The sequence below is a fragment of the Micromonospora sediminimaris genome (genome assembly GCF_016863575.1).
In the GTDB taxonomy this organism is placed as follows: Bacteria; Actinomycetota; Actinomycetes; order Mycobacteriales; family Micromonosporaceae; genus Micromonospora; species Micromonospora sediminimaris.
The window spans coordinates 54,929-72,832 of the sequence record NZ_BOPD01000008.1 but is presented as its reverse complement, the minus strand read 5'-3'; the positions used below and the strand labels follow the sequence as shown (position 1 = coordinate 72,832).

Sequence of the window (17,904 nt, the reverse complement as noted above, 5' to 3'; positions counted from 1 at the left end):
CCGGTTCACCCGCCCGGCCCACCTCCGTGGCCCTCGGGATCCAGGTCTGCGCTACCCTAGAACGTCGCCGCCGTCGCATGCGCGCTGACCGTGCGCGCCCCGACGGCGGTGTCGTGTGAACCTTTCCCAGTTCCAAGCCCCAGGAAGAGACATGCCTCCGAAGAAGAAGCTCGTCAAGACGTTCACGCTTCAGCTGCCGGCGGGCCAGGCGACTCCGGCGCCGCCGGTCGGTCCCGCGCTCGGTCAGCACGGCGTGAACATCATGGAGTTCTGCAAGTCGTACAACGCGCAGACCGAGTCGCAGCGGGGCGACATCGTCCCCGCCGAGATCAGCGTGTACGAGGACCGGTCCTTCACCTTCGTGTTGAAGACCCCGCCCGCCGCCCGGCTGCTGATCAAGGCTGCCGGTGTGCAGAAGGGCTCGGGCGTCCCGCACACGCAGAAGGTCGGCTCGGTGACCCGCGCTCAGCTGCGGGAGATCGCCGAGAAGAAGATGGCTGACCTCAACGCCAACGACCTCGACCAGGCTGAGAAGATCATCGCCGGCACCGCCCGGTCGATGGGTCTGAACGTCACCGACTGACGTCGGCCACCACCGACCCGTACGGATCGTGGGAGGGCGCGCGAGCACCGCGGCCCGCCAGAGACCACAGGAGTAGACAGAACATGCAGCGCAGCAAGAGCTACCGCAAGGCCGCCGAGGCCATCGACAAGTCGAAGCTCTACACCCCCGTCGAGGCCGTCAAGCTGGCCAAGGAGAGCACCGCCACCAAGTTCGACGCCACGGTCGAGGTCGCGATGCGCCTCGGCGTCGACCCCCGCAAGGCGGACCAGATGGTCCGCGGCACGGTCAACCTGCCGCACGGCACCGGTAAGACCGCCCGCGTGATCGTCTTCGCCGCCGGCGCGAAGGCCGAGGAGGCCGTCGCCGCCGGTGCCGACGAGGTGGGCACCGACGAGCTGGTCGCCCGGATCCAGGGCGGCTGGCTGGACTTCGACGCGGCGATCGCCACGCCCGACCAGATGGCCAAGATCGGCCGGATCGCGCGGATCCTGGGCCCGCGCGGTCTGATGCCGAACCCGAAGACCGGCACGGTGACCATGGACGTCACCAAGGCCGTGTCGGACATCAAGGGCGGGAAGATCACCTTCCGGGTGGACAAGCACTCGAACCTGCACCTGATCATCGGTAAGGCCTCGTTCTCCGAGGCCCAGCTGGTCGACAACTACGCGGCCGTCCTCGACGAGGTGCTGCGGGCCAAGCCGTCGGCCGCGAAGGGCAAGTACCTCAAGAAGGTCACCCTCACCACCACGATGGGACCGGGCGTGCCGGTCGACCCGAACGTGGTGAAGAACCTGCAGGAGGGCTCGGCCGACAGCTGAGCACGACGCACCGACGCGGCCCCGCCACTCATGGCGGGGCCGCGTTCGTCTGTCCGCTGTGGCAGGCTCACGGCATGTGGCTGGAGGACGTCGGGCTGCGGTACAACCGGCGCGGTCCGTGGGTGCTGCGCCAGGTGAAGGTAGGCGTCGCGCCGGGCGAGGCGGTGGTGGTGCTCGGCCGCAACGGTGCCGGCAAGTCGACACTGCTCCAACTCGCTGCCGGAGTCCTGCGGCCGTCCCGCGGGCGGGTGCTCGACCGGCCGTCGGTGGTGGGCTGGGTGCCGGAACGCTTCCCGGCCGACCAGCCGTTCACCGTCGACGGCTACCTCGCCGCGATGGCCCGGATTGTCGGGCTGTCCCCGATCACGGCGGATCGTGCGGTGCGGCGCTGGGTCGACCGGCTGGGCATCGGCCCGTTCCGCACGGTCCGGCTGTCCCAGCTGTCGAAGGGCACGGCACAGAAGGTCGGCCTGGCCCAGGCATTGCTGCGTCCGCCCGGCCTGCTCGTCCTCGACGAGCCCTGGGAGGGCCTGGACGCGGCGGCCCGCGAGCTGGTCCCGCAGGTGGTCGACGAGGTGCTGGCCGACGGCGGGTCGGTGCTGGTCAGCGATCATCGCGGGGAGACGGTCCGGCTGCCCGGCGCGCGGGAGTGGTTGGTGGCCGACGGGGCAGTGGTCGAGCGGGCCCCGTCGGACGCGGCGGCGGTCGCGGTGGTCGAGCTGGAGGTCCCGGTCGGGCAGTTGCCGGCCACCGTCGCCCGCCTGCGCGCCGAGGGCCACCACGTCCTGCGGGTACGCGGCCAGAACGCACCGCCCGAGGCCACGCGGCCGGGGGCGGGACCGTCCTCCGAGGTGGCCCGATGACCGCCCTGGTCCGGTTCCGGCTCGCCGGCTTCCTGCGTACCGGACGGGCGCTGGCACCGGTGCTGGCCGGCCTGCTCACCCTCGGCATCCTGTACGGCGGCGGTCGGGCCCAGCCGGCGGAGGCCTACGGCGTATCGGCCGTGGTGCTTTTTCCCGTGCTGGCCTGGCAGACCAAGATCCTGCTGGACGTGGAGCCGGACGTGCAGCGCCGCCTGGCTCTGGTCGCGGTCGGCCCGGCACGGGAGCAGGCGGCGGGGCTCGTCGCCGCGGTGGTGGCCGGCCTTGGTCTGGTGGCGACCGCCGTGGTCTTTCCCTGGTTGGTCGGCGGGGTCGCCGGTCCCAGCCTGCCCGGTGACCGGTCGGTTTCCGCAGGCGTGGCGCTCGGTCTCTGGGCGCACCTGCTCGCCCTGCCGGCGGCCGTGGCGTTGGGCGCGCTGGCCAGCCGGGTGATCACCCGAAGTGCCGGCTACGGTGTGGCTGTGCTCACTCTCGGTACGGTCGGCGTACTGGTGCTCGGTTTCTCGGGGTCGGTCGCGCCGTGGCTGGCGCCACCGTTGCTACCCACCGCCAGGGCGCTGGTCGGCCCGTTGTCCGGCTCGACCGCGCTGCTGCTGACCGTGTGGGCGCTGGCCTGGACGGCGGTGGCGCTGACCGGCTACGCCCAAGCCCGCACCCGGCGCGCTTAGCGCGTGGTCGCGTCCTCGGTCGAGGCGGGCAGGGCGGATCGCAGCCAGCCAGCGACCTGGACCACACGTGGCGATCGAGCTGTCGGCCGGGTCGGCCGTTGCCGCCGGGCCGGTCCGGGGGCGATTTGGCGGTTGCTGCAGGTGTCGCGTAGCCTGATGCGCGAAGTTCCACCCAGAGACCGCTGGTCACCGTGCCCCGGCACGGTCGAAGGTCCCGCGAAGACGGGCGACCCGCGTAGGGCGGCAAGCGACATCGGCAGCATCCTGTGGTCCGCCGACCATGTGATTCCGCCGTCCTCGCCCCGTGCGCCCTGCGCCGGGGCTTTTCTGTTGCCGCGACACCTCCGCCCCGTCACAGGCGCTCGCCTGCGACGGTGACCAGCCTCGAGCAACGAGAGAGGAGGGACATGGCGGACAAGCCGATCCGGGCCGACAAGGCCACGGCCGTCGCGGAGCTGACCGAGAGCTTCCGGAGCGCGGGTGCCACCGTGCTGACCGAGTACCGCGGTCTGACGGTCTCCCAGCTCACCCAGCTGCGGCGCTCGCTCGGCAAGGAGACCAGCTACACGGTTGCCAAGAACACGCTGGCCAAGCGTGCCGCGGCGGACGCGGGCATCTCCGGCCTCGACGAGCTGTTCACCGGTCCTACCGCGCTGACTTTCGTTTCGGGCGACGTCGTCGAGGCGGCGAAGGGCCTTCGCGACTTCGCGAAGGCCAACCCGAAGCTCGTCATCAAGGGCGGCGTCTTCGAGGGCAAGGCCATTTCTGCGGCCGAGGTCACGAAGCTCGCCGACCTGGAGTCCCGCGAGGTGCTGCTGGCCAAGCTGGCCGGCGCGATGAAGGGCAACCTGAGCAAGGCCGCGGCCCTGTTCCAGGCCCCGCTGTCGAAGACCGCCCGCCTGGCGGCCGCCCTGCAGGACAAGCGCGAGAAGGAAGGTGCCGAGGCGGCCTGAGGCCGCGCCGGCACACCACGTTCTTTAGTTTGAACCATTAGGAAAGGACGCCAGACATGGCGAAGCTCAGCACCGACGAGCTGCTCGACGCGTTCAAGGAGATGACGCTGATCGAGCTCTCCGAGTTCGTGAAGCAGTTCGAGGAGACCTTCGAGGTCACCGCCGCCACCCCGGCCGCGATGATGATGGCGGGTCCGGCCACCGGTGGCGCTGCCGCCGAGGCCGAGCCGGAGAAGGACGAGTTCGACGTCATCCTCGACGCCGACGGTGGCAAGAAGATCCAGGTCATCAAGGTCGTGCGTGAGCTGACCGGCCTGGGCCTCAAGGAGGCCAAGGACCTGGTCGAGGCCGCCCCGAAGCCGGTCCTGGAGAAGGTCAACAAGGAGACCGCGGACAAGGCCAAGGCCAAGCTCGAGGGCGAGGGCGCCAAGGTCACCCTCAAGTGACCTGAGTCCTACCTGGCCGTCCCGGCTCGCGTGAACCGGGCACAGCACGTCGCGGCGGGCGGCGATCCGACAGTGGATCGTCGTCCGCCGTGTTCGTGTACCGGCCCGCAACCGGCATGAGCAGGGCGTGGAACCCGGTCTGCGGCGCGTTGACCGGGCCGGCGGACTCGCTCGTGGGTGGGAAAGAGCGTCCGATGCCGACAACGGCCCTTGACGCGGCCCTGGGCTGCCAGGCACGCTGACATGAGCAAGACCTTCCGCGCTTGCGACGGCCACCGCGCGGGTAATGCAGCGGCAGCACCACTCGCCACGCAGACCCGGGCGGCCCGGCAGGGACGTTGCGTTCCGAGCGGCCCGGTGCGACCCGTTCGAGGGGTCCCGAGGCACGTTCCGCAACAACCTGCGGGGTGGGCTGGACAGCGGTTAGCCTCTCGGCTACACTGCTAGTTTGCGCTGCCTTCCGACTTGACCCCTGCTCGGAAATGTCCGTTTGTGGATATTTTCTGGTGGGGTCATTGGAGTGCACGCGTACCAGCCGTTCTGCAGCACCGGTCCTCGGAAGGACGCATCTTGGCAGCTTCCCGCCCTGCGAAGACCAGTCGTACGTCGAGCGCATTCGCTCCCCGCCGAGTTTCCTTCGGTCGGATCACCGAACACCTCGAGGTCCCCAACCTCCTCGCCATTCAGAACGAGTCCTTCGACTGGCTCGTCGGCAACGAGGCTTGGCAGGGCCGGTCGGCGGACGACCCGCACGCACGCTCGGGTCTCGCGGAGATCCTCGACGAGATCAGTCCCATTGAGGACTTTTCCGGCACTATGTCGCTTTCCTTCTCGGCGCCGCGCTTCGACGAGGTCAAGGCCTCGATCGAGGAGTGCAAGGAGAAGGACCTCACCTACTGCGCGCCACTGTTCGTGACCGCGGAGTTCACCAACAACACCACCGGCGAGATCAAGAGCCAGACGGTGTTCATGGGTGACTTCCCGATGATGACGCCGAAGGGCACCTTCATCATCAACGGCACCGAGCGTGTGGTGGTCAGCCAGCTCGTCCGCTCGCCGGGCGTCTACTTCGACAAGCAGCCGGACAAGACCTCCGACCGCGACCTCTCCAGCGTCAAGGTCATCCCGAGTCGGGGTGCCTGGCTGGAGTTCGACATCGACAAGCGCGACACGGTCGGCGTTCGCATCGACCGTAAGCGTCGGCAGGCCGTCACGGTGCTGCTCAAGGCCATCGGATGGTCGGCCGAGCAGATCCGTGAGAAGTTCGGCTGGTCCGAGCTGATGATGACCACGCTCGAAAAGGACCACATCGCCGGCCAGGACGAGGCGCTCCTCGACATCTACCGAAAGCTGCGCCCTGGCGAGCCGCCGACCCGCGAGAACGCCCAGACCCTGCTCGACAACCTCTTCTTCAACCCGAAGCGGTACGACGTAGCCAAGGTCGGGCGGTACAAGTTCAACAAGAAGCTCGAGCTGGACGTGCCGATCACCACTGGCACGCTGACCGAGGACGACATCGTCGCCACCGTGGAGTACCTTTGCCGGCTGCACGCCGGTGAGGAGGGCTACGAGGCCGACGACATCGACCACTTCGGCAACCGGCGGCTGCGTACCGTGGGCGAGCTGATCCAGAACCAGGTTCGGGTCGGCCTGTCCCGGATGGAGCGGGTCGTCCGCGAGCGGATGACCACCCAGGACGTCGAGGCGATCACGCCGCAGACCCTGATCAACATCCGTCCGGTCGTCGCCGCGATCCGGGAGTTCTTCGGCACCTCGCAGCTGTCCCAGTTCATGGACCAGACCAACCCGCTGGCGGGCCTGACCCACCGGCGGCGGCTGAGCGCGCTCGGCCCCGGCGGTCTGTCCCGGGAGCGGGCCGGCTTCGAGGTCCGCGACGTGCACCCGTCCCACTACGGCCGGATGTGCCCGATCGAGACGCCGGAAGGCCCGAACATCGGTCTGATCGGCGCGCTGTCCACCTTCGCCCGGGTCAACCCGTTCGGCTTCATCGAGACGCCGTACCGGAAGGTCATCGACGGTCGGGTCACCGACCAGATCGACTACCTGACCGCGGACGAGGAGGACCGGTTTGTCAAGGCGCAGGCCAACGCCCCGCTGCGGGCCGACGGCACGTTCGCCGAGGACCGCGTCCTGGTTCGGCGTAAGGGCGGCGAGACCGAGGACGTCCCGCCGGCCGCCGTGGACTACATGGACGTGTCGCCGCGGCAGATGACCTCGGTCGCGACCGCGATGATTCCGTTCCTGGAGCACGACGACGCGAACCGGGCCCTGATGGGCGCGAACATGCAGCGTCAAGCGGTGCCGCTGGTCAAGGCCGAGTCTCCGCTTGTCGGCACCGGCATGGAGTACCGGGCCGCGGTCGACGCCGGTGACGTGGTCGTGGCCGAGGTCGGTGGCGTGGTCGAGGACCTCTGCGCCGACTACATCACGGTCCACCAGGACGACGGCCACCGCCGGACGTACCTGCTGCACAAGTTCCGCCGCTCCAACGCCGGCTCCTGCGTCAACCAGAAGCCTGTGGTCTTCGAGGGTGACCGGGTCGAGGCCGGCCAGGTCATCGCCGACGGTCCGTGCACCGACGAGGGCGAGATGGCGCTCGGGCGCAACCTGCTCGTGGCGTTCATGTGTTGGGAGGGGCACAACTACGAGGACGCGATCATCCTGTCGCAGCGCCTCGTGCAGCAGGACGTGCTCACCTCGATCCACATCGAGGAGCACGAGGTCGACGCGCGGGACACCAAGCTCGGCCCGGAGGAGATCACCCGCGACATCCCGAACGTCAGCGAGGAGATGCTCGCCGACCTCGACGAGCGCGGGATCATCCGGATCGGTGCCGAGGTCGTCCCCGGCGACATCCTGGTCGGCAAGGTCACCCCGAAGGGCGAGACCGAGCTGACTCCGGAGGAGCGGCTGCTCCGCGCGATCTTCGGTGAGAAGGCGCGTGAGGTCCGGGACACCTCGCTGAAGGTCCCGCACGGTGAGACCGGCACGGTCATCGGCGTGCGTACCTTCTCCCGCGAGGACGGCGACGAGTTGCCGCCGGGCGTCAACGAGCTGGTCCGGGTCTACGTCGCCCAGAAGCGGAAGATCCAGGACGGCGACAAGCTCGCCGGCCGGCACGGCAACAAGGGCGTCATCTCGAAGATCCTGCCGGTCGAGGACATGCCGTTCCTGGAGGACGGCACCCCTGTCGACATCGTGCTCAACCCGCTGGGTGTGCCGAGCCGGATGAACATCGGCCAGGTGCTGGAGACTCACCTGGGCTGGGTGGCCAAGACCGGTTGGCAGGTCGACGGCGACGACGCCGAGTGGAAGCGCCAGCTTCAGGGCATCGGCGCCGACTCCTCCGAGCCGGACACCAACGTGGCCACCCCGGTCTTCGACGGTGCCCGCGAGGAGGAGATCTCCGGTCTGCTCGCGTCGACCCTGCCCAACCGGGACGGTCGGCAGCTGATCGGTTCCTCCGGTAAGGCGCAGCTGTTCGACGGTCGCTCCGGGGAGCCGCTGCCCGATCCGATCGCGGTCGGCTACATCTACATCCTGAAGCTCAACCACCTGGTCGACGACAAGATCCACGCTCGGTCGACCGGCCCGTACTCGATGATCACGCAGCAGCCGCTGGGTGGTAAGGCGCAGTTCGGTGGCCAGCGTTTCGGCGAGATGGAGTGTTGGGCGATGCAGGCATACGGTGCCGCGTACGCCCTGCAGGAGCTGCTGACGATCAAGTCCGACGATGTTCTCGGTCGGGTGAAGGTCTACGAGGCCATCGTCAAGGGCGAGAACATCCCGGAGCCGGGCATCCCGGAGTCGTTCAAGGTGCTGCTCAAGGAGCTGCAGTCGCTGTGCCTCAACGTTGAGGTGCTTTCCAGCGACGGTGTGGCCCTGGAGATGCGCGAGACCGACGACGAGGTGTTCCGGGCCGCGGAGGAACTGGGTATCGACCTGTCCCGGCGCGAGCCGAGCTCGGTCGAGGAAGTGTGACGTTGGGGTTTCGGGGCGGGGCGACCCACTCCGGGCGGTCAGGCTTGATCCCTTCGTGGGTCACCCCGCCCCGAAACCAAAACCCGGTGAGCTGCTGACGCACCAAGCGACGTGTGAGGGATTTGAACGTGCTCGACGTCAACTTTTTCGACGAGTTGCGAATTGGGCTGGCGACCGCGGACGACATTCGTCAGTGGTCGCACGGCGAGGTCAAGAAGCCCGAGACGATCAACTACCGCACCCTCAAGCCGGAGAAGGACGGGCTCTTCTGCGAGAAGATCTTCGGTCCGCAGCGGGACTGGGAGTGCTACTGCGGTAAGTACAAGCGGGTCCGGTTCAAGGGCATCATCTGTGAGCGCTGCGGCGTCGAGGTGACCCGCTCGAAGGTCCGCCGTGAGCGGATGGGCCACATCGAGCTCGCTGCTCCGGTGACCCACATCTGGTACTTCAAGGGCGTGCCGAGCCGGCTGGGCTACCTGCTGGACCTCGCTCCGAAGGACCTCGAAAAGATCATTTACTTCGCCTCGTACGTCGTGACGAGCGTTGACGCCGAAGCGCGTCACCGTGACCTCTCGACCATCGAGAACGAGATCCTGGCCGAGAAGCGGCAGTCGGAGAACAGCCGCGACTCGGAGATCGAGAAGCGGGCGGCCAAGCTGGAGGCCGACCTGGCCGAGCTGGAGGCCGAGGGCGCGAAGGCGGACGTCCGGCGCAAGGTCAAGGAGGGCGGAGAGCGCGAGATGCGCCAGATCCGCGACCGGGCCCAGCGCGAGATCGACCGTCTGGACGAGGTGCTGGACACCTTCCGCAAGCTGGAGCCGAAGCAGCTGGTCACCGACGAGCTGCTCTACCGTGAGCTGCGCGACCGGTTCGGTGAGTACTTCACCGGCGGCATGGGTGCCGAGGCGATCAAGGCCCTGGTGCAGAACATGGACCTTGAGGCCGAGGCCGAGAACCTGCGGGAGACCATCCGCACCGGTAAGGGTCAGCGGAAGATCCGGGCGCTCAAGCGGCTCAAGGTCGTCGCGGCGTTCCAGAACACCCGCAACTCGCCGCTCGGCATGGTGCTGGACTGCGTACCGGTCATCCCGCCGGACCTGCGCCCGATGGTGCAGCTCGACGGCGGCCGTTTCGCCACCAGCGACCTGAACGACCTCTACCGTCGGGTGATCAACCGGAACAACCGGCTCAAGCGGCTGATCGACCTCGGCGCGCCCGAGATCATCGTCAACAACGAGAAGCGGATGCTGCAGGAGGCCGTCGACGCGCTGTTCGACAACGGCCGCCGCGGCCGGCCGGTCACCGGCCCGGGTAACCGTCCGCTCAAGTCGCTGTCCGACATGCTCAAGGGCAAGCAGGGCCGGTTCCGCCAGAACCTGCTGGGCAAGCGCGTCGACTACTCCGGCCGTTCGGTCATCGTGGTCGGCCCGAAGCTCAAGCTGCACCAGTGCGGCCTGCCCAAGCAGATGGCGCTGGAGCTGTTCAAGCCGTTCGTGATGAAGCGGCTGGTCGACCTCAACCACGCACAGAACATCAAGTCCGCCAAGCGGATGGTCGAGCGGCAGCGGCCGGTCGTGTGGGACGTGCTGGAAGAGGTCATCGGCGAGCACCCGGTGCTGCTCAACCGGGCGCCGACCCTGCACCGACTCGGCATCCAGGCCTTCGAGCCGCAGCTGGTCGAGGGCAAGGCCATCCAGATTCACCCGCTGGTCTGCACCGCGTTCAACGCCGACTTCGACGGTGACCAGATGGCGGTGCACGTGCCGCTGTCCGCCGAGGCCCAGGCCGAGGCGCGGATCCTGATGCTGTCGTCGAACAACATCCTCAAGCCGGCCGACGGCAAGCCGGTCACCATGCCCACGCAGGACATGGTCATCGGGCTCTACCACCTGACCCACCTCACCGCCGGTGAGCGCGGGGAGGGTCGGGCGTTCAGCTCGGACGCCGAGGCGCGGATGGCGTACGACAACGGCGAGCTGCACCTGCAGGCACCGGTGAAGATCCGGCTGCGGGACGTGGTCGAGGTGGACAACGGCGCCGGTGGGCAGCCGTGGACCGCGCCCGAGGGCTGGGTCCCGGGCGAGCCGCTCACGATCGAGACCACCCTTGGTCGGGTGCTGTTCAACGAGACCCTGCCGCAGGGCTATCGGTTCGTGAACTACGAGATCCGCAAGGGTCAGCTCTCCGCGATCGTCAACGACCTCGCCGAGCGGTTCCCGAAGGTGGCCCTGGCGGCCACCCTCGACGGGCTCAAGGAGGCCGGCTTCCACTGGGCCACCTGGTCCGGCGTGACCATCGGCATGGAGGACGTCATCGCTCCGCCGCGCAAGCGGGAGATCCTGGAGCGGTACGAGAAGGAAGCCGACCGGATCGACAAGCAGTACCAGCGTGGTCTGATGACCGCCGAGGAGCGTCGCGGCGAGCTCATCGAGATCTGGACCAAGGCGACCAACGAGGTCGCCAAGGAGATGGACACCGCGCTGCCGCAGGAGAACCCGCTGTGGAAGATGATCAACTCGGGTGCTCGCGGTAACCTGCTCCAGCTCCGGCAGATCGCGGCGATCCGTGGTCTGGTGGCCAACCCGAAGGGCGAGATCATCCCGCGGCCGATCAAGGCCAGCTACCGGGAGGGTCTGTCCGTGCTGGAGTACTTCATCTCCACGCACGGTGCCCGTAAGGGTCTCGCGGACACCGCCCTGCGTACCGCCGACTCGGGTTACCTGACCCGGCGTCTGGTGGACGTCTCGCAGGACGTCATCATCCGCGAGGAGGACTGCGGCACCGATCGGGCCATCCCGATGCAGGTCGGTCAGCAGCTCGACGGCCGGCTCGTGGTGCACGAGCACGCGGAGACCAGCGTGCACGCCCGTACCCTGGCCGACGACATCAAGGGGCCGGACGGCACCGTCGTCGCCGAGCGGGGCGCGGACATCAACTCGATCCTGGTCGACCGGATCGTCGCCGCCGGAGTCGAGACCGTCCGGGTACGCAGCGTGCTCACCTGCGAGTCGAAGCTGGGCGTCTGCGGTGCGTGCTACGGCCGCTCGCTGCCGACCGGCAAGATCGTTGACGTCGGTGAGGCGGTCGGCATCATCGCCGCCCAGTCCATCGGTGAGCCGGGTACGCAGCTGACGATGCGTACCTTCCACACCGGTGGTGTCGCGGGTGAGGACATCACCCAGGGTCTGCCGCGCGTCCAGGAGATCTTCGAGGCCCGGATCCCGAAGGGCAAGGCACCCATCGCCGACACCCCCGGCCGGATCCGGATCGAGGACGGCGAGCGGTCGCGCAAGATCGTGGTGATCCCGGACGACGGCAGCGACGAGATCGTCTACGACAAGATCTCGAAGCGGGTCCGGCTGCGGGCCCACGACGGCGACCACGTCGAGGTCGGCGAGAAGCTCACCGAGGGCACCATCGACCCGCACGAGCTGCTGCGCATCCTCGGCCCCCGGGCGGTCCAGGTCCACCTGACCCAGGAGGTCCAGGAGGTCTACCGCTCTCAGGGTGTGCTCATCCATGACAAGCACATCGAGATCATCATCCGCCAGATGCTCAAGCGGGTGACGGTCATCGACTCCGGCTCGACCGAGTTCCTGCCGGGTGTGCTTGTCGACCGGGCGCTGTTCGAGTCGGAGAACCGTCGGCTCGTCGGCGAGGGTGGCGAGCCCGCCGCCGGTCGTCCGGTGCTGATGGGTATCACCAAGGCCTCGCTGGCCACCGACTCCTGGCTCTCGGCGGCCTCCTTCCAGGAGACCACCCGGGTGCTGACCGACGCGGCGATCCACGCCCGCAGTGACTCGCTGATCGGTCTCAAGGAGAACGTGATCATCGGTAAGCTCATCCCGGCCGGTACCGGCATCAGCAAGTACCGCAACGTACGGGTCGAGCCGACCGAGGAGGCGAAGGCCAAGGTCTACTCGATGACCGGCTACCCGGAGACCGACTACGGTTTCGGGCCGGCCAGTGGCCAGGCGGTCCCGCTGGACGACTTCGACTTCGGGTCGTACCGCTGATCCGTCAGCTCTGACAACGAGGCCCCCGGCATCTGCCGGGGGCCTCGTTGTCGGTACCGGTCGCTATGGTCGCCGGCATGTCTGCGAGCCCACTACGCAAGGTCGACACGGTCTTCGTCAAGGTCGACGATCCGCACGCCGTGGCCGAGTGGTACGAGCAGGTACTGGGCTGGCCGGAGCTGTTCCGCACCTCGCACATCGTGGTGCTGAAGGCACCGGAGGGTCCGCCGGTCACCTTGCTCAACCCGGGCGGCGGTGAGTGGTCCGGCTTCAACTTCCACGCTCCCGACGCGGCCACCGCGCGGGCCTGGCTGATCGAGCGGGGCGCCGAGGTCGGCGAGCTGAACGAGGCGCCCGACCAGCCGGTCACCTGGTTCTGGTTCCGTGACCCGCTCGGCAACCGGCTAGAGGTCTGCTCCTACTGATCCGGATCGCCCGGGCATGATGGAGACATGACGACCGCCGCCGGACCCATGCCGGTTGCACCTCCACCGGAGCCGCCCCGGCATCCGCTCGACCCGGATCCGGTCCGGGCGACCAAGGCTCGGGCGGTCTTCGCCCTCGGCCTGATGGCCGCACTGACGGGACTGCTGATCGGTGGCGTGGTACCGGCCACGGTGGCCCTGCACCTGGCCCGGCAGGCGCGTCGGGAGGCGTACGCCTCGGCGGGTTTCCTGACCGGTGCGGCCTGGCTGCGTCGTGGCGAGCGGCTGGCCTGGACGGGCCTGGTGCTGGTCGCGGTCAGCCTGGTGGTGGCGCTGGTGATCGGGGTGGTCCGGCTCGCCGAGTCGCCCTACGGGCAGGACTTCGCGCCTGAAGTCGACTGATCGGCGCCCGGTGCGTCCTCGCGCCCGGCACCGAGGGGCTGACTGCCGACGGTAGCCTGACCGGTGTCCGTCGCGTGGTGCGTGGACGCTGCCCGACAAGGAGGATCCCGTGACGGAACCGGCGCGCCCCGAGGGCGGCGAAGCCGCTCAGCCCATCGTCGGGCGCCCCGATGCCGACCAGACGGGATGGGCCCGGCCTGGAAGCGATCGGTCCGAACCGGAACAGGCCGTCCCGCCGACCTCCCCGCCGACACCTACCGCGACGCCCGCCGGTCCGCCGTCCGGCCCGCCAGTCCCGGGCCCACCGCCCGCCGCTGCCCCTTTCGGCCCGCCGCCCGCGAACTCGCCCTTTGGCCCGCCGCCCGGCTCGCCGGCCGCAGGCTCTCCTTTCGGACCGCCCGGCTCCCCGGCTTGGGGGCCGCCGCCCGGCTCGCCGACCTGGGGGCCGCCGCCTGGCTCGGCACCGCTCGCTCCGGCGGCCTTCGGGCCCTCGGCGGGCGGTCCATCCGCCTTCGGGGCGGTGCCGGGGTCGCCGCCGGCACCGGGTGGGCCCACCGGCGGCTCAGGCTGGGGACAGCCACCGCCGCCGCAGGATCCTCCCCGACCGCCGAAGCGGGTCGAGCCGGTGCCCGGTACGCCGTTCGCGGTGGTGCACCTCGACGTGCCCCCGGTCGCCTCCGGCCTGGCGGTCGGCTCGCTGGTGGCCGGTATCACCTCGATTCTGGTCTCGATTCTGGTCATCTGCGTGGGCGCCATCGGGGGAGGGGCGAACGGAGCCTGGGCGGCGGGTGCTTTCGCCGCCCTCGGTGGCCTCACCGGGGTGGGCGCCGTCGTGGCCGGCCTGCTCGGCCTGCGGCAGATCCGCCGCCCGGCGCCTCCGCCGGCGGTCCGCTTCACCGGGCGGGGCCTGGCCATCGCGGGAATCAGCTGCGGTGGGACCGGCCTGCTGCTCTGCCTGATAGGCGTGGGGCTGGCGGTGCTGCTGGCACTGGCTTAGAACCGCCTGGCCATCGCCTCCCGAGAGACTCCGCCCCGGGTCGGGGCGCCGCCGTGTCCCTGGCTGGTTCGGGCGAGCCTCTGCCGACATCTCGGCCGATCGCTGGCCGGGCTGCGGTCAGCTGGGGGCTCGCGGGCCGGTTTCCGGTAGAGCCGGTACACTTGTGTCCGTAGGTGCCCATCACGGGCGGGCGGTGCGACAGAGACCAGCCGGCAAGCGGTGCGGCGTCCGGCAGGTCTTTCCGTTTTGACCTGCGCGGCTGTGGTAGGTACTCTTTCCCCTTGTGCCCGGGCCTGCCCGGGCAACTCGTGCGTGCGCTGGAGCCGGTTATCCGATATCCGGACGGCACCACGATTGGAGCCAGAAGATCCGGCCTGCGGCGATCCGTGTGCCGGTGACAAACCCCGGGTCTGCGCGCAAGCGCCGGACGGGAACCGTGAGTTTGGCGACACGCCCGACCGCGGGTGCCGGGACCTCCGCGAGGTGGCCCTGGCCGGAATGTAGGAGAGCCGATCACGAGATCGGCTACGGCAGACGGCGCGGTCGCGAGCAGCGGCCGAAGGGAGCGGAGAAACCCGGTGCCCACCATTCAGCAGTTGGTCCGAAAGGGCCGTCAGGCGAAGACGACCAAGACCAAGACCCCGGCGCTCAAGGGATCTCCGCAGCGGCGGGGAGTGTGCACCCGGGTGTACACCACCACCCCGAAGAAGCCGAACTCGGCGCTGCGCAAGGTCGCTCGTGTCAAGCTCAGCAGCCAGGTCGAGGTGACCGCCTACATCCCCGGTGTCGGGCACAACCTGCAGGAGCACTCGATCGTGCTCGTGCGTGGTGGCCGGGTGAAGGACCTCCCCGGTGTGCGTTACAAGATCGTTCGCGGTTCGCTGGACACCCAGGGTGTCCGTAACCGCAAGCAGGCGCGCAGCCGTTACGGCGCGAAGAAGGAGAAGAGCTGACATGCCGCGTAAGGGACCTGCTCCGCGGCGACCGCTGGTCGCTGACCCGGTGTACAACTCGCCGCTGGTCACGCAGCTGGTGAACAAGATCCTGCTGCGCGGCAAGCGTCAGCTCGCCGAGCGCGTGGTCTACGCCGCCCTGGAGGGCTGCCGGGAGAAGTCCGGGACCGACCCGGTCGTCACCCTCAAGCGCGCCATGGACAACGTCAAGCCGACCCTTGAGGTGCGCAGCCGCCGTGTCGGTGGCGCGACCTACCAGGTGCCGGTCGAGGTCCGGCCGGCCCGGGCCACCACGCTGGGCCTGCGCTGGCTGGTGACCTACGCCCGCGCTCGGCGTGAGAAGACGATGATCGAGCGGCTGATGAACGAGCTGCTGGACGCGAGCAACGGCCTCGGTGCCGCCGTCAAGCGGCGCGAGGACACGCACAAGATGGCCGAGTCCAACAAGGCCTTCGCGCACTACCGCTGGTAACACCCTGGTCCCGGCGCCATCCGGTGCCGGGACCGCCACCAGTTGTGTCGAGACGACGATAAGTAGGGATTGAAGTGGCCGCCGCAGACGCGCTCGCCAACGTACGCAACATCGGCATCATGGCGCACATCGATGCCGGTAAGACCACTACCACCGAGCGAATCCTGTTCTACACCGGTATCACGTACAAGATCGGTGAGGTCCACGAGGGCGCTGCCGTCATGGACTGGATGGAGCAGGAGCAGGAGCGCGGTATCACCATCACTTCCGCCGCCACGAAGTGCGAGTGGAAGGGCCACACGATCCAGATCATCGACACGCCCGGCCACGTCGACTTCACGGTCGAGGTGGAGCGGTCGTTGCGGGTCCTGGACGGTGCTGTCGCGGTCTACGACGGCGTGGCCGGCGTGGAGCCGCAGACGGAGAACGTCTGGCGTCAGGCGGACAAGTACAACGTCCCGCGGATGTGCTTCGTCAACAAGCTCGACCGGACCGGTGCCGACTTCTTCCGCTGCGTGCAGATGATGATCGACCGGCTGAACGCCACTCCGCTGGTGCTCCAGATCCCGATCGGGCTTGAGGGCAACCACATCGGCGTCGTCGACCTGGTCGAGATGCGCGCCCTCACCTGGCGCGGGGAGACCCAGAAGGGTGAGGACTACGCGATCGAGGAGATCCCGGCCGACCTGGCCGACTCCGCGGCCGAGTGGCGCGAGAAGCTGATGGAGACCCTGGCCGACGTCGACGACTCGGTGATGGAGAAGTACCTAGAGGGCGAGGAGATCTCCGTCGAGGAGATCAAGGCCGCCATCCGGCGGGCCACCATCGCCAGCAAGGCCAACCCGGTGCTCTGCGGCTCCGCGTTCAAGAACAAGGGCGTACAGCCCATGCTCGACGCCGTCATCGACTACCTGCCGTCGCCGCTGGACATCCCGGCGATCGAGGGCACGGCCACCGACGGCGAGACGCCGATGCAGCGTAAGCCCTCCACCTCGGAGCCCTTCTCCGGCCTCGCATTCAAGATCCAGACCGACAAGCACCTCGGCAAGCTGACCTACGTCCGGGTCTACTCCGGCGTGGTCGAGTCCGGGTCCCAGGTGGTCAACTCCACCAAGGACCGCAAGGAGCGGGTCGGCAAGATCTACCAGATGCACGCCAACAAGCGGGAGGAGCGCAGCTCCGCCAAGGCTGGCGACATCATCGCGGTGCAGGGTCTGAAGCAGACCACCACCGGTGACACCCTGTGCGACCCGGCGAACCCGGTCATCCTGGAGTCGATGACCTTCCCGGAGCCGGTCATCGAGGTGGCCATCGAGCCGAAGACCAAGGCGGACCAGGAGAAGCTCAGCACCGCCATCCAGCGGCTGGCCGAGGAGGACCCGACCTTCCGCGTCAAGCTGGACGACCAGACCGGCCAGACGGTCATCTCCGGCATGGGCGAGCTGCACCTGGACATCCTGGTCGACCGGATGCGCCGCGAGTTCAACGTCGAGGCGAACATCGGTAAGCCTCAGGTGGCGTACCGCGAGACCATCCGCCGCACGGTGGAGAAGATCGAGTACACCCACAAGAAGCAGACCGGTGGTTCCGGCCAGTACGCCCGGGTGATCGTCAGCCTGGAGCCGCTGCCGCTGGGCAACGACGCGCCGACCTACGAGTTCGCCAACGCCGTCACCGGTGGCCGCATCCCCCGGGAGTTCATCCCCTCGGTGGACGCGGGCGCGCAGGATGCCATGCAGTACGGCGTCCTCGCCGGCTTCCCGCTGGTCGGGGTCAAGCTGACGCTGCTGGACGGCCAGTACCACGAGGTCGACTCGTCGGAAATGGCATTCAAGATCGCCGGTTCGATGGTGATGAAGGACGCGGCCCGCAAGGCCGATCCCGCGTTGCTCGAGCCGATGATGGCTGTTGAGGTCACCACTCCCGAAGAGAACATGGGTGACGTCATCGGCGACCTCAACTCCCGACGCGGCATCATCCAGGCGATGGAGGAGCGCAGCGGCGCCCGTGTCGTCCGCGCCCTGGTGCCGTTGTCGGAGATGTTCGGCTACGTCGGCGACCTGCGGTCGAAGACCCAGGGCCGGGCTAGCTACAGCATGCAGTTCGACTCCTACGCGGAGGTTCCGGCCTCCGTGGCGAAGGAGATCATCGCCAAGGCGACGGGTGAGTGACGCTCACCTGACGTGATCGGATGATCCGACGGTGGTCGCGGAAGGAATTCCCCGACCGCGACCACCTCGGTCGGATTGTGTGAATTCCGGGCCTGTAGGCTTCATCGCCGCAGAACCCACAAAGCTCTCCGGCCG

General features: G+C 68.6%; 14 protein-coding genes. All 14 read left to right on the top strand.

Going from position 1 to position 17,904, the window contains the following annotated elements; translation table 11 throughout:
- The first annotated feature begins 151 nt into the window (after positions 1 to 151).
- The 14 genes from rplK (at position 152) to fusA (ending at position 17,769) form a co-directional block, all read left to right on the top strand.
- The gene (rplK, locus tag Vse01_RS05885; RefSeq protein WP_093403591.1) at positions 152 to 583 is read left to right on the top strand and encodes a 50S ribosomal protein L11; all 432 of its coding nucleotides are present in this window, start codon (positions 152 to 154) and stop codon (positions 581 to 583) included.
- A gap of 83 nt (positions 584 to 666) precedes the next feature.
- Positions 667 to 1,383, top strand: a complete 717-nt coding sequence (gene rplA / locus Vse01_RS05880; RefSeq protein ID WP_093403592.1) for a 50S ribosomal protein L1 — start codon at positions 667 to 669, stop codon at positions 1,381 to 1,383.
- Positions 1,384 to 1,457: 74 nt separating this feature from the next.
- On the top strand, positions 1,458 to 2,246 hold the full coding sequence (locus Vse01_RS05875; protein WP_093403594.1) for an ABC transporter ATP-binding protein: 789 nt from the start codon (positions 1,458 to 1,460) through the stop codon (positions 2,244 to 2,246).
- Entirely contained in the window at positions 2,243 to 2,932 is a 690-nt protein-coding gene (locus tag Vse01_RS05870) for a hypothetical protein (RefSeq protein ID WP_093403595.1), read from the top strand. Before Vse01_RS05875 ends, Vse01_RS05870 begins: the two co-directional genes overlap by 4 nt.
- Before the next feature lie 407 nt (positions 2,933 to 3,339).
- The gene (gene rplJ / locus Vse01_RS05865; RefSeq protein WP_013735964.1) at positions 3,340 to 3,885 is read left to right on the top strand and encodes a 50S ribosomal protein L10; all 546 of its coding nucleotides are present in this window, start codon (positions 3,340 to 3,342) and stop codon (positions 3,883 to 3,885) included.
- Between the two features lie 56 nt (positions 3,886 to 3,941).
- A complete protein-coding gene (gene rplL, locus Vse01_RS05860) occupies positions 3,942 to 4,331 on the top strand; it encodes a 50S ribosomal protein L7/L12 (protein WP_093403597.1) in 390 nt (129 codons plus the stop codon).
- Between the two features lie 570 nt (positions 4,332 to 4,901).
- A complete protein-coding gene (rpoB, locus tag Vse01_RS05855; RefSeq protein WP_093403598.1) occupies positions 4,902 to 8,333 on the top strand; it encodes a DNA-directed RNA polymerase subunit beta in 3,432 nt (1,143 codons plus the stop codon).
- A 128-nt stretch (positions 8,334 to 8,461) separates the two neighbouring features.
- On the top strand, positions 8,462 to 12,349 hold the full coding sequence (locus Vse01_RS05850; RefSeq protein WP_093403734.1) for a DNA-directed RNA polymerase subunit beta': 3,888 nt from the start codon (positions 8,462 to 8,464) through the stop codon (positions 12,347 to 12,349).
- A gap of 77 nt (positions 12,350 to 12,426) precedes the next feature.
- The gene (locus tag Vse01_RS05845; RefSeq protein ID WP_170863407.1) at positions 12,427 to 12,774 is read left to right on the top strand and encodes a VOC family protein; all 348 of its coding nucleotides are present in this window, start codon (positions 12,427 to 12,429) and stop codon (positions 12,772 to 12,774) included.
- A 27-nt stretch (positions 12,775 to 12,801) separates the two neighbouring features.
- A complete protein-coding gene (locus Vse01_RS05840; protein WP_093403601.1) occupies positions 12,802 to 13,176 on the top strand; it encodes a hypothetical protein in 375 nt (124 codons plus the stop codon).
- Positions 13,177 to 13,801: 625 nt separating this feature from the next.
- Positions 13,802 to 14,173, top strand: a complete 372-nt coding sequence (locus Vse01_RS05835) for a hypothetical protein (RefSeq protein WP_093403603.1) — start codon at positions 13,802 to 13,804, stop codon at positions 14,171 to 14,173.
- Positions 14,174 to 14,751: 578 nt separating this feature from the next.
- Positions 14,752 to 15,126: a 30S ribosomal protein S12 gene (gene rpsL, locus Vse01_RS05830; RefSeq protein WP_013735958.1), complete on the top strand. Its 375-nt coding sequence runs from the start codon at positions 14,752 to 14,754 to the stop codon at positions 15,124 to 15,126.
- Position 15,127: 1 nt separating this feature from the next.
- Positions 15,128 to 15,598, top strand: a complete 471-nt coding sequence (gene rpsG / locus Vse01_RS05825; protein WP_093403604.1) for a 30S ribosomal protein S7 — start codon at positions 15,128 to 15,130, stop codon at positions 15,596 to 15,598.
- A gap of 74 nt (positions 15,599 to 15,672) precedes the next feature.
- Positions 15,673 to 17,769 (top strand): elongation factor G, encoded by a 2,097-nt coding sequence (gene fusA, locus Vse01_RS05820; RefSeq protein ID WP_093403605.1) that lies wholly within the window; start codon positions 15,673 to 15,675, stop codon positions 17,767 to 17,769.
- Positions 17,770 to 17,904: the final 135 nt, after the last annotated feature.

What these genes read in the sequence shown, in the direction of transcription:
- rplK (WP_093403591.1), top strand. Translation starts at nt 152, where the DNA reads ATGCCTCCGAAGAAGAAGCTCGTCAAGACGTTCACGCTTCAGCTGCCG.
- rplA (WP_093403592.1), top strand. Translation starts at nt 667, where the DNA reads ATGCAGCGCAGCAAGAGCTACCGCAAGGCCGCCGAGGCCATCGACAAG.
- Vse01_RS05875 (WP_093403594.1), top strand. Translation starts at nt 1,458, where the DNA reads ATGTGGCTGGAGGACGTCGGGCTGCGGTACAACCGGCGCGGTCCGTGG.
- Vse01_RS05870 (WP_093403595.1), top strand. Translation starts at nt 2,243, where the DNA reads ATGACCGCCCTGGTCCGGTTCCGGCTCGCCGGCTTCCTGCGTACCGGA.
- rplJ (WP_013735964.1), top strand. Translation starts at nt 3,340, where the DNA reads ATGGCGGACAAGCCGATCCGGGCCGACAAGGCCACGGCCGTCGCGGAG.
- rplL (WP_093403597.1), top strand. Translation starts at nt 3,942, where the DNA reads ATGGCGAAGCTCAGCACCGACGAGCTGCTCGACGCGTTCAAGGAGATG.
- Vse01_RS05845 (WP_170863407.1), top strand. Translation starts at nt 12,427, where the DNA reads ATGTCTGCGAGCCCACTACGCAAGGTCGACACGGTCTTCGTCAAGGTC.
- Vse01_RS05840 (WP_093403601.1), top strand. Translation starts at nt 12,802, where the DNA reads ATGACGACCGCCGCCGGACCCATGCCGGTTGCACCTCCACCGGAGCCG.
- rpsG (WP_093403604.1), top strand. Translation starts at nt 15,128, where the DNA reads ATGCCGCGTAAGGGACCTGCTCCGCGGCGACCGCTGGTCGCTGACCCG.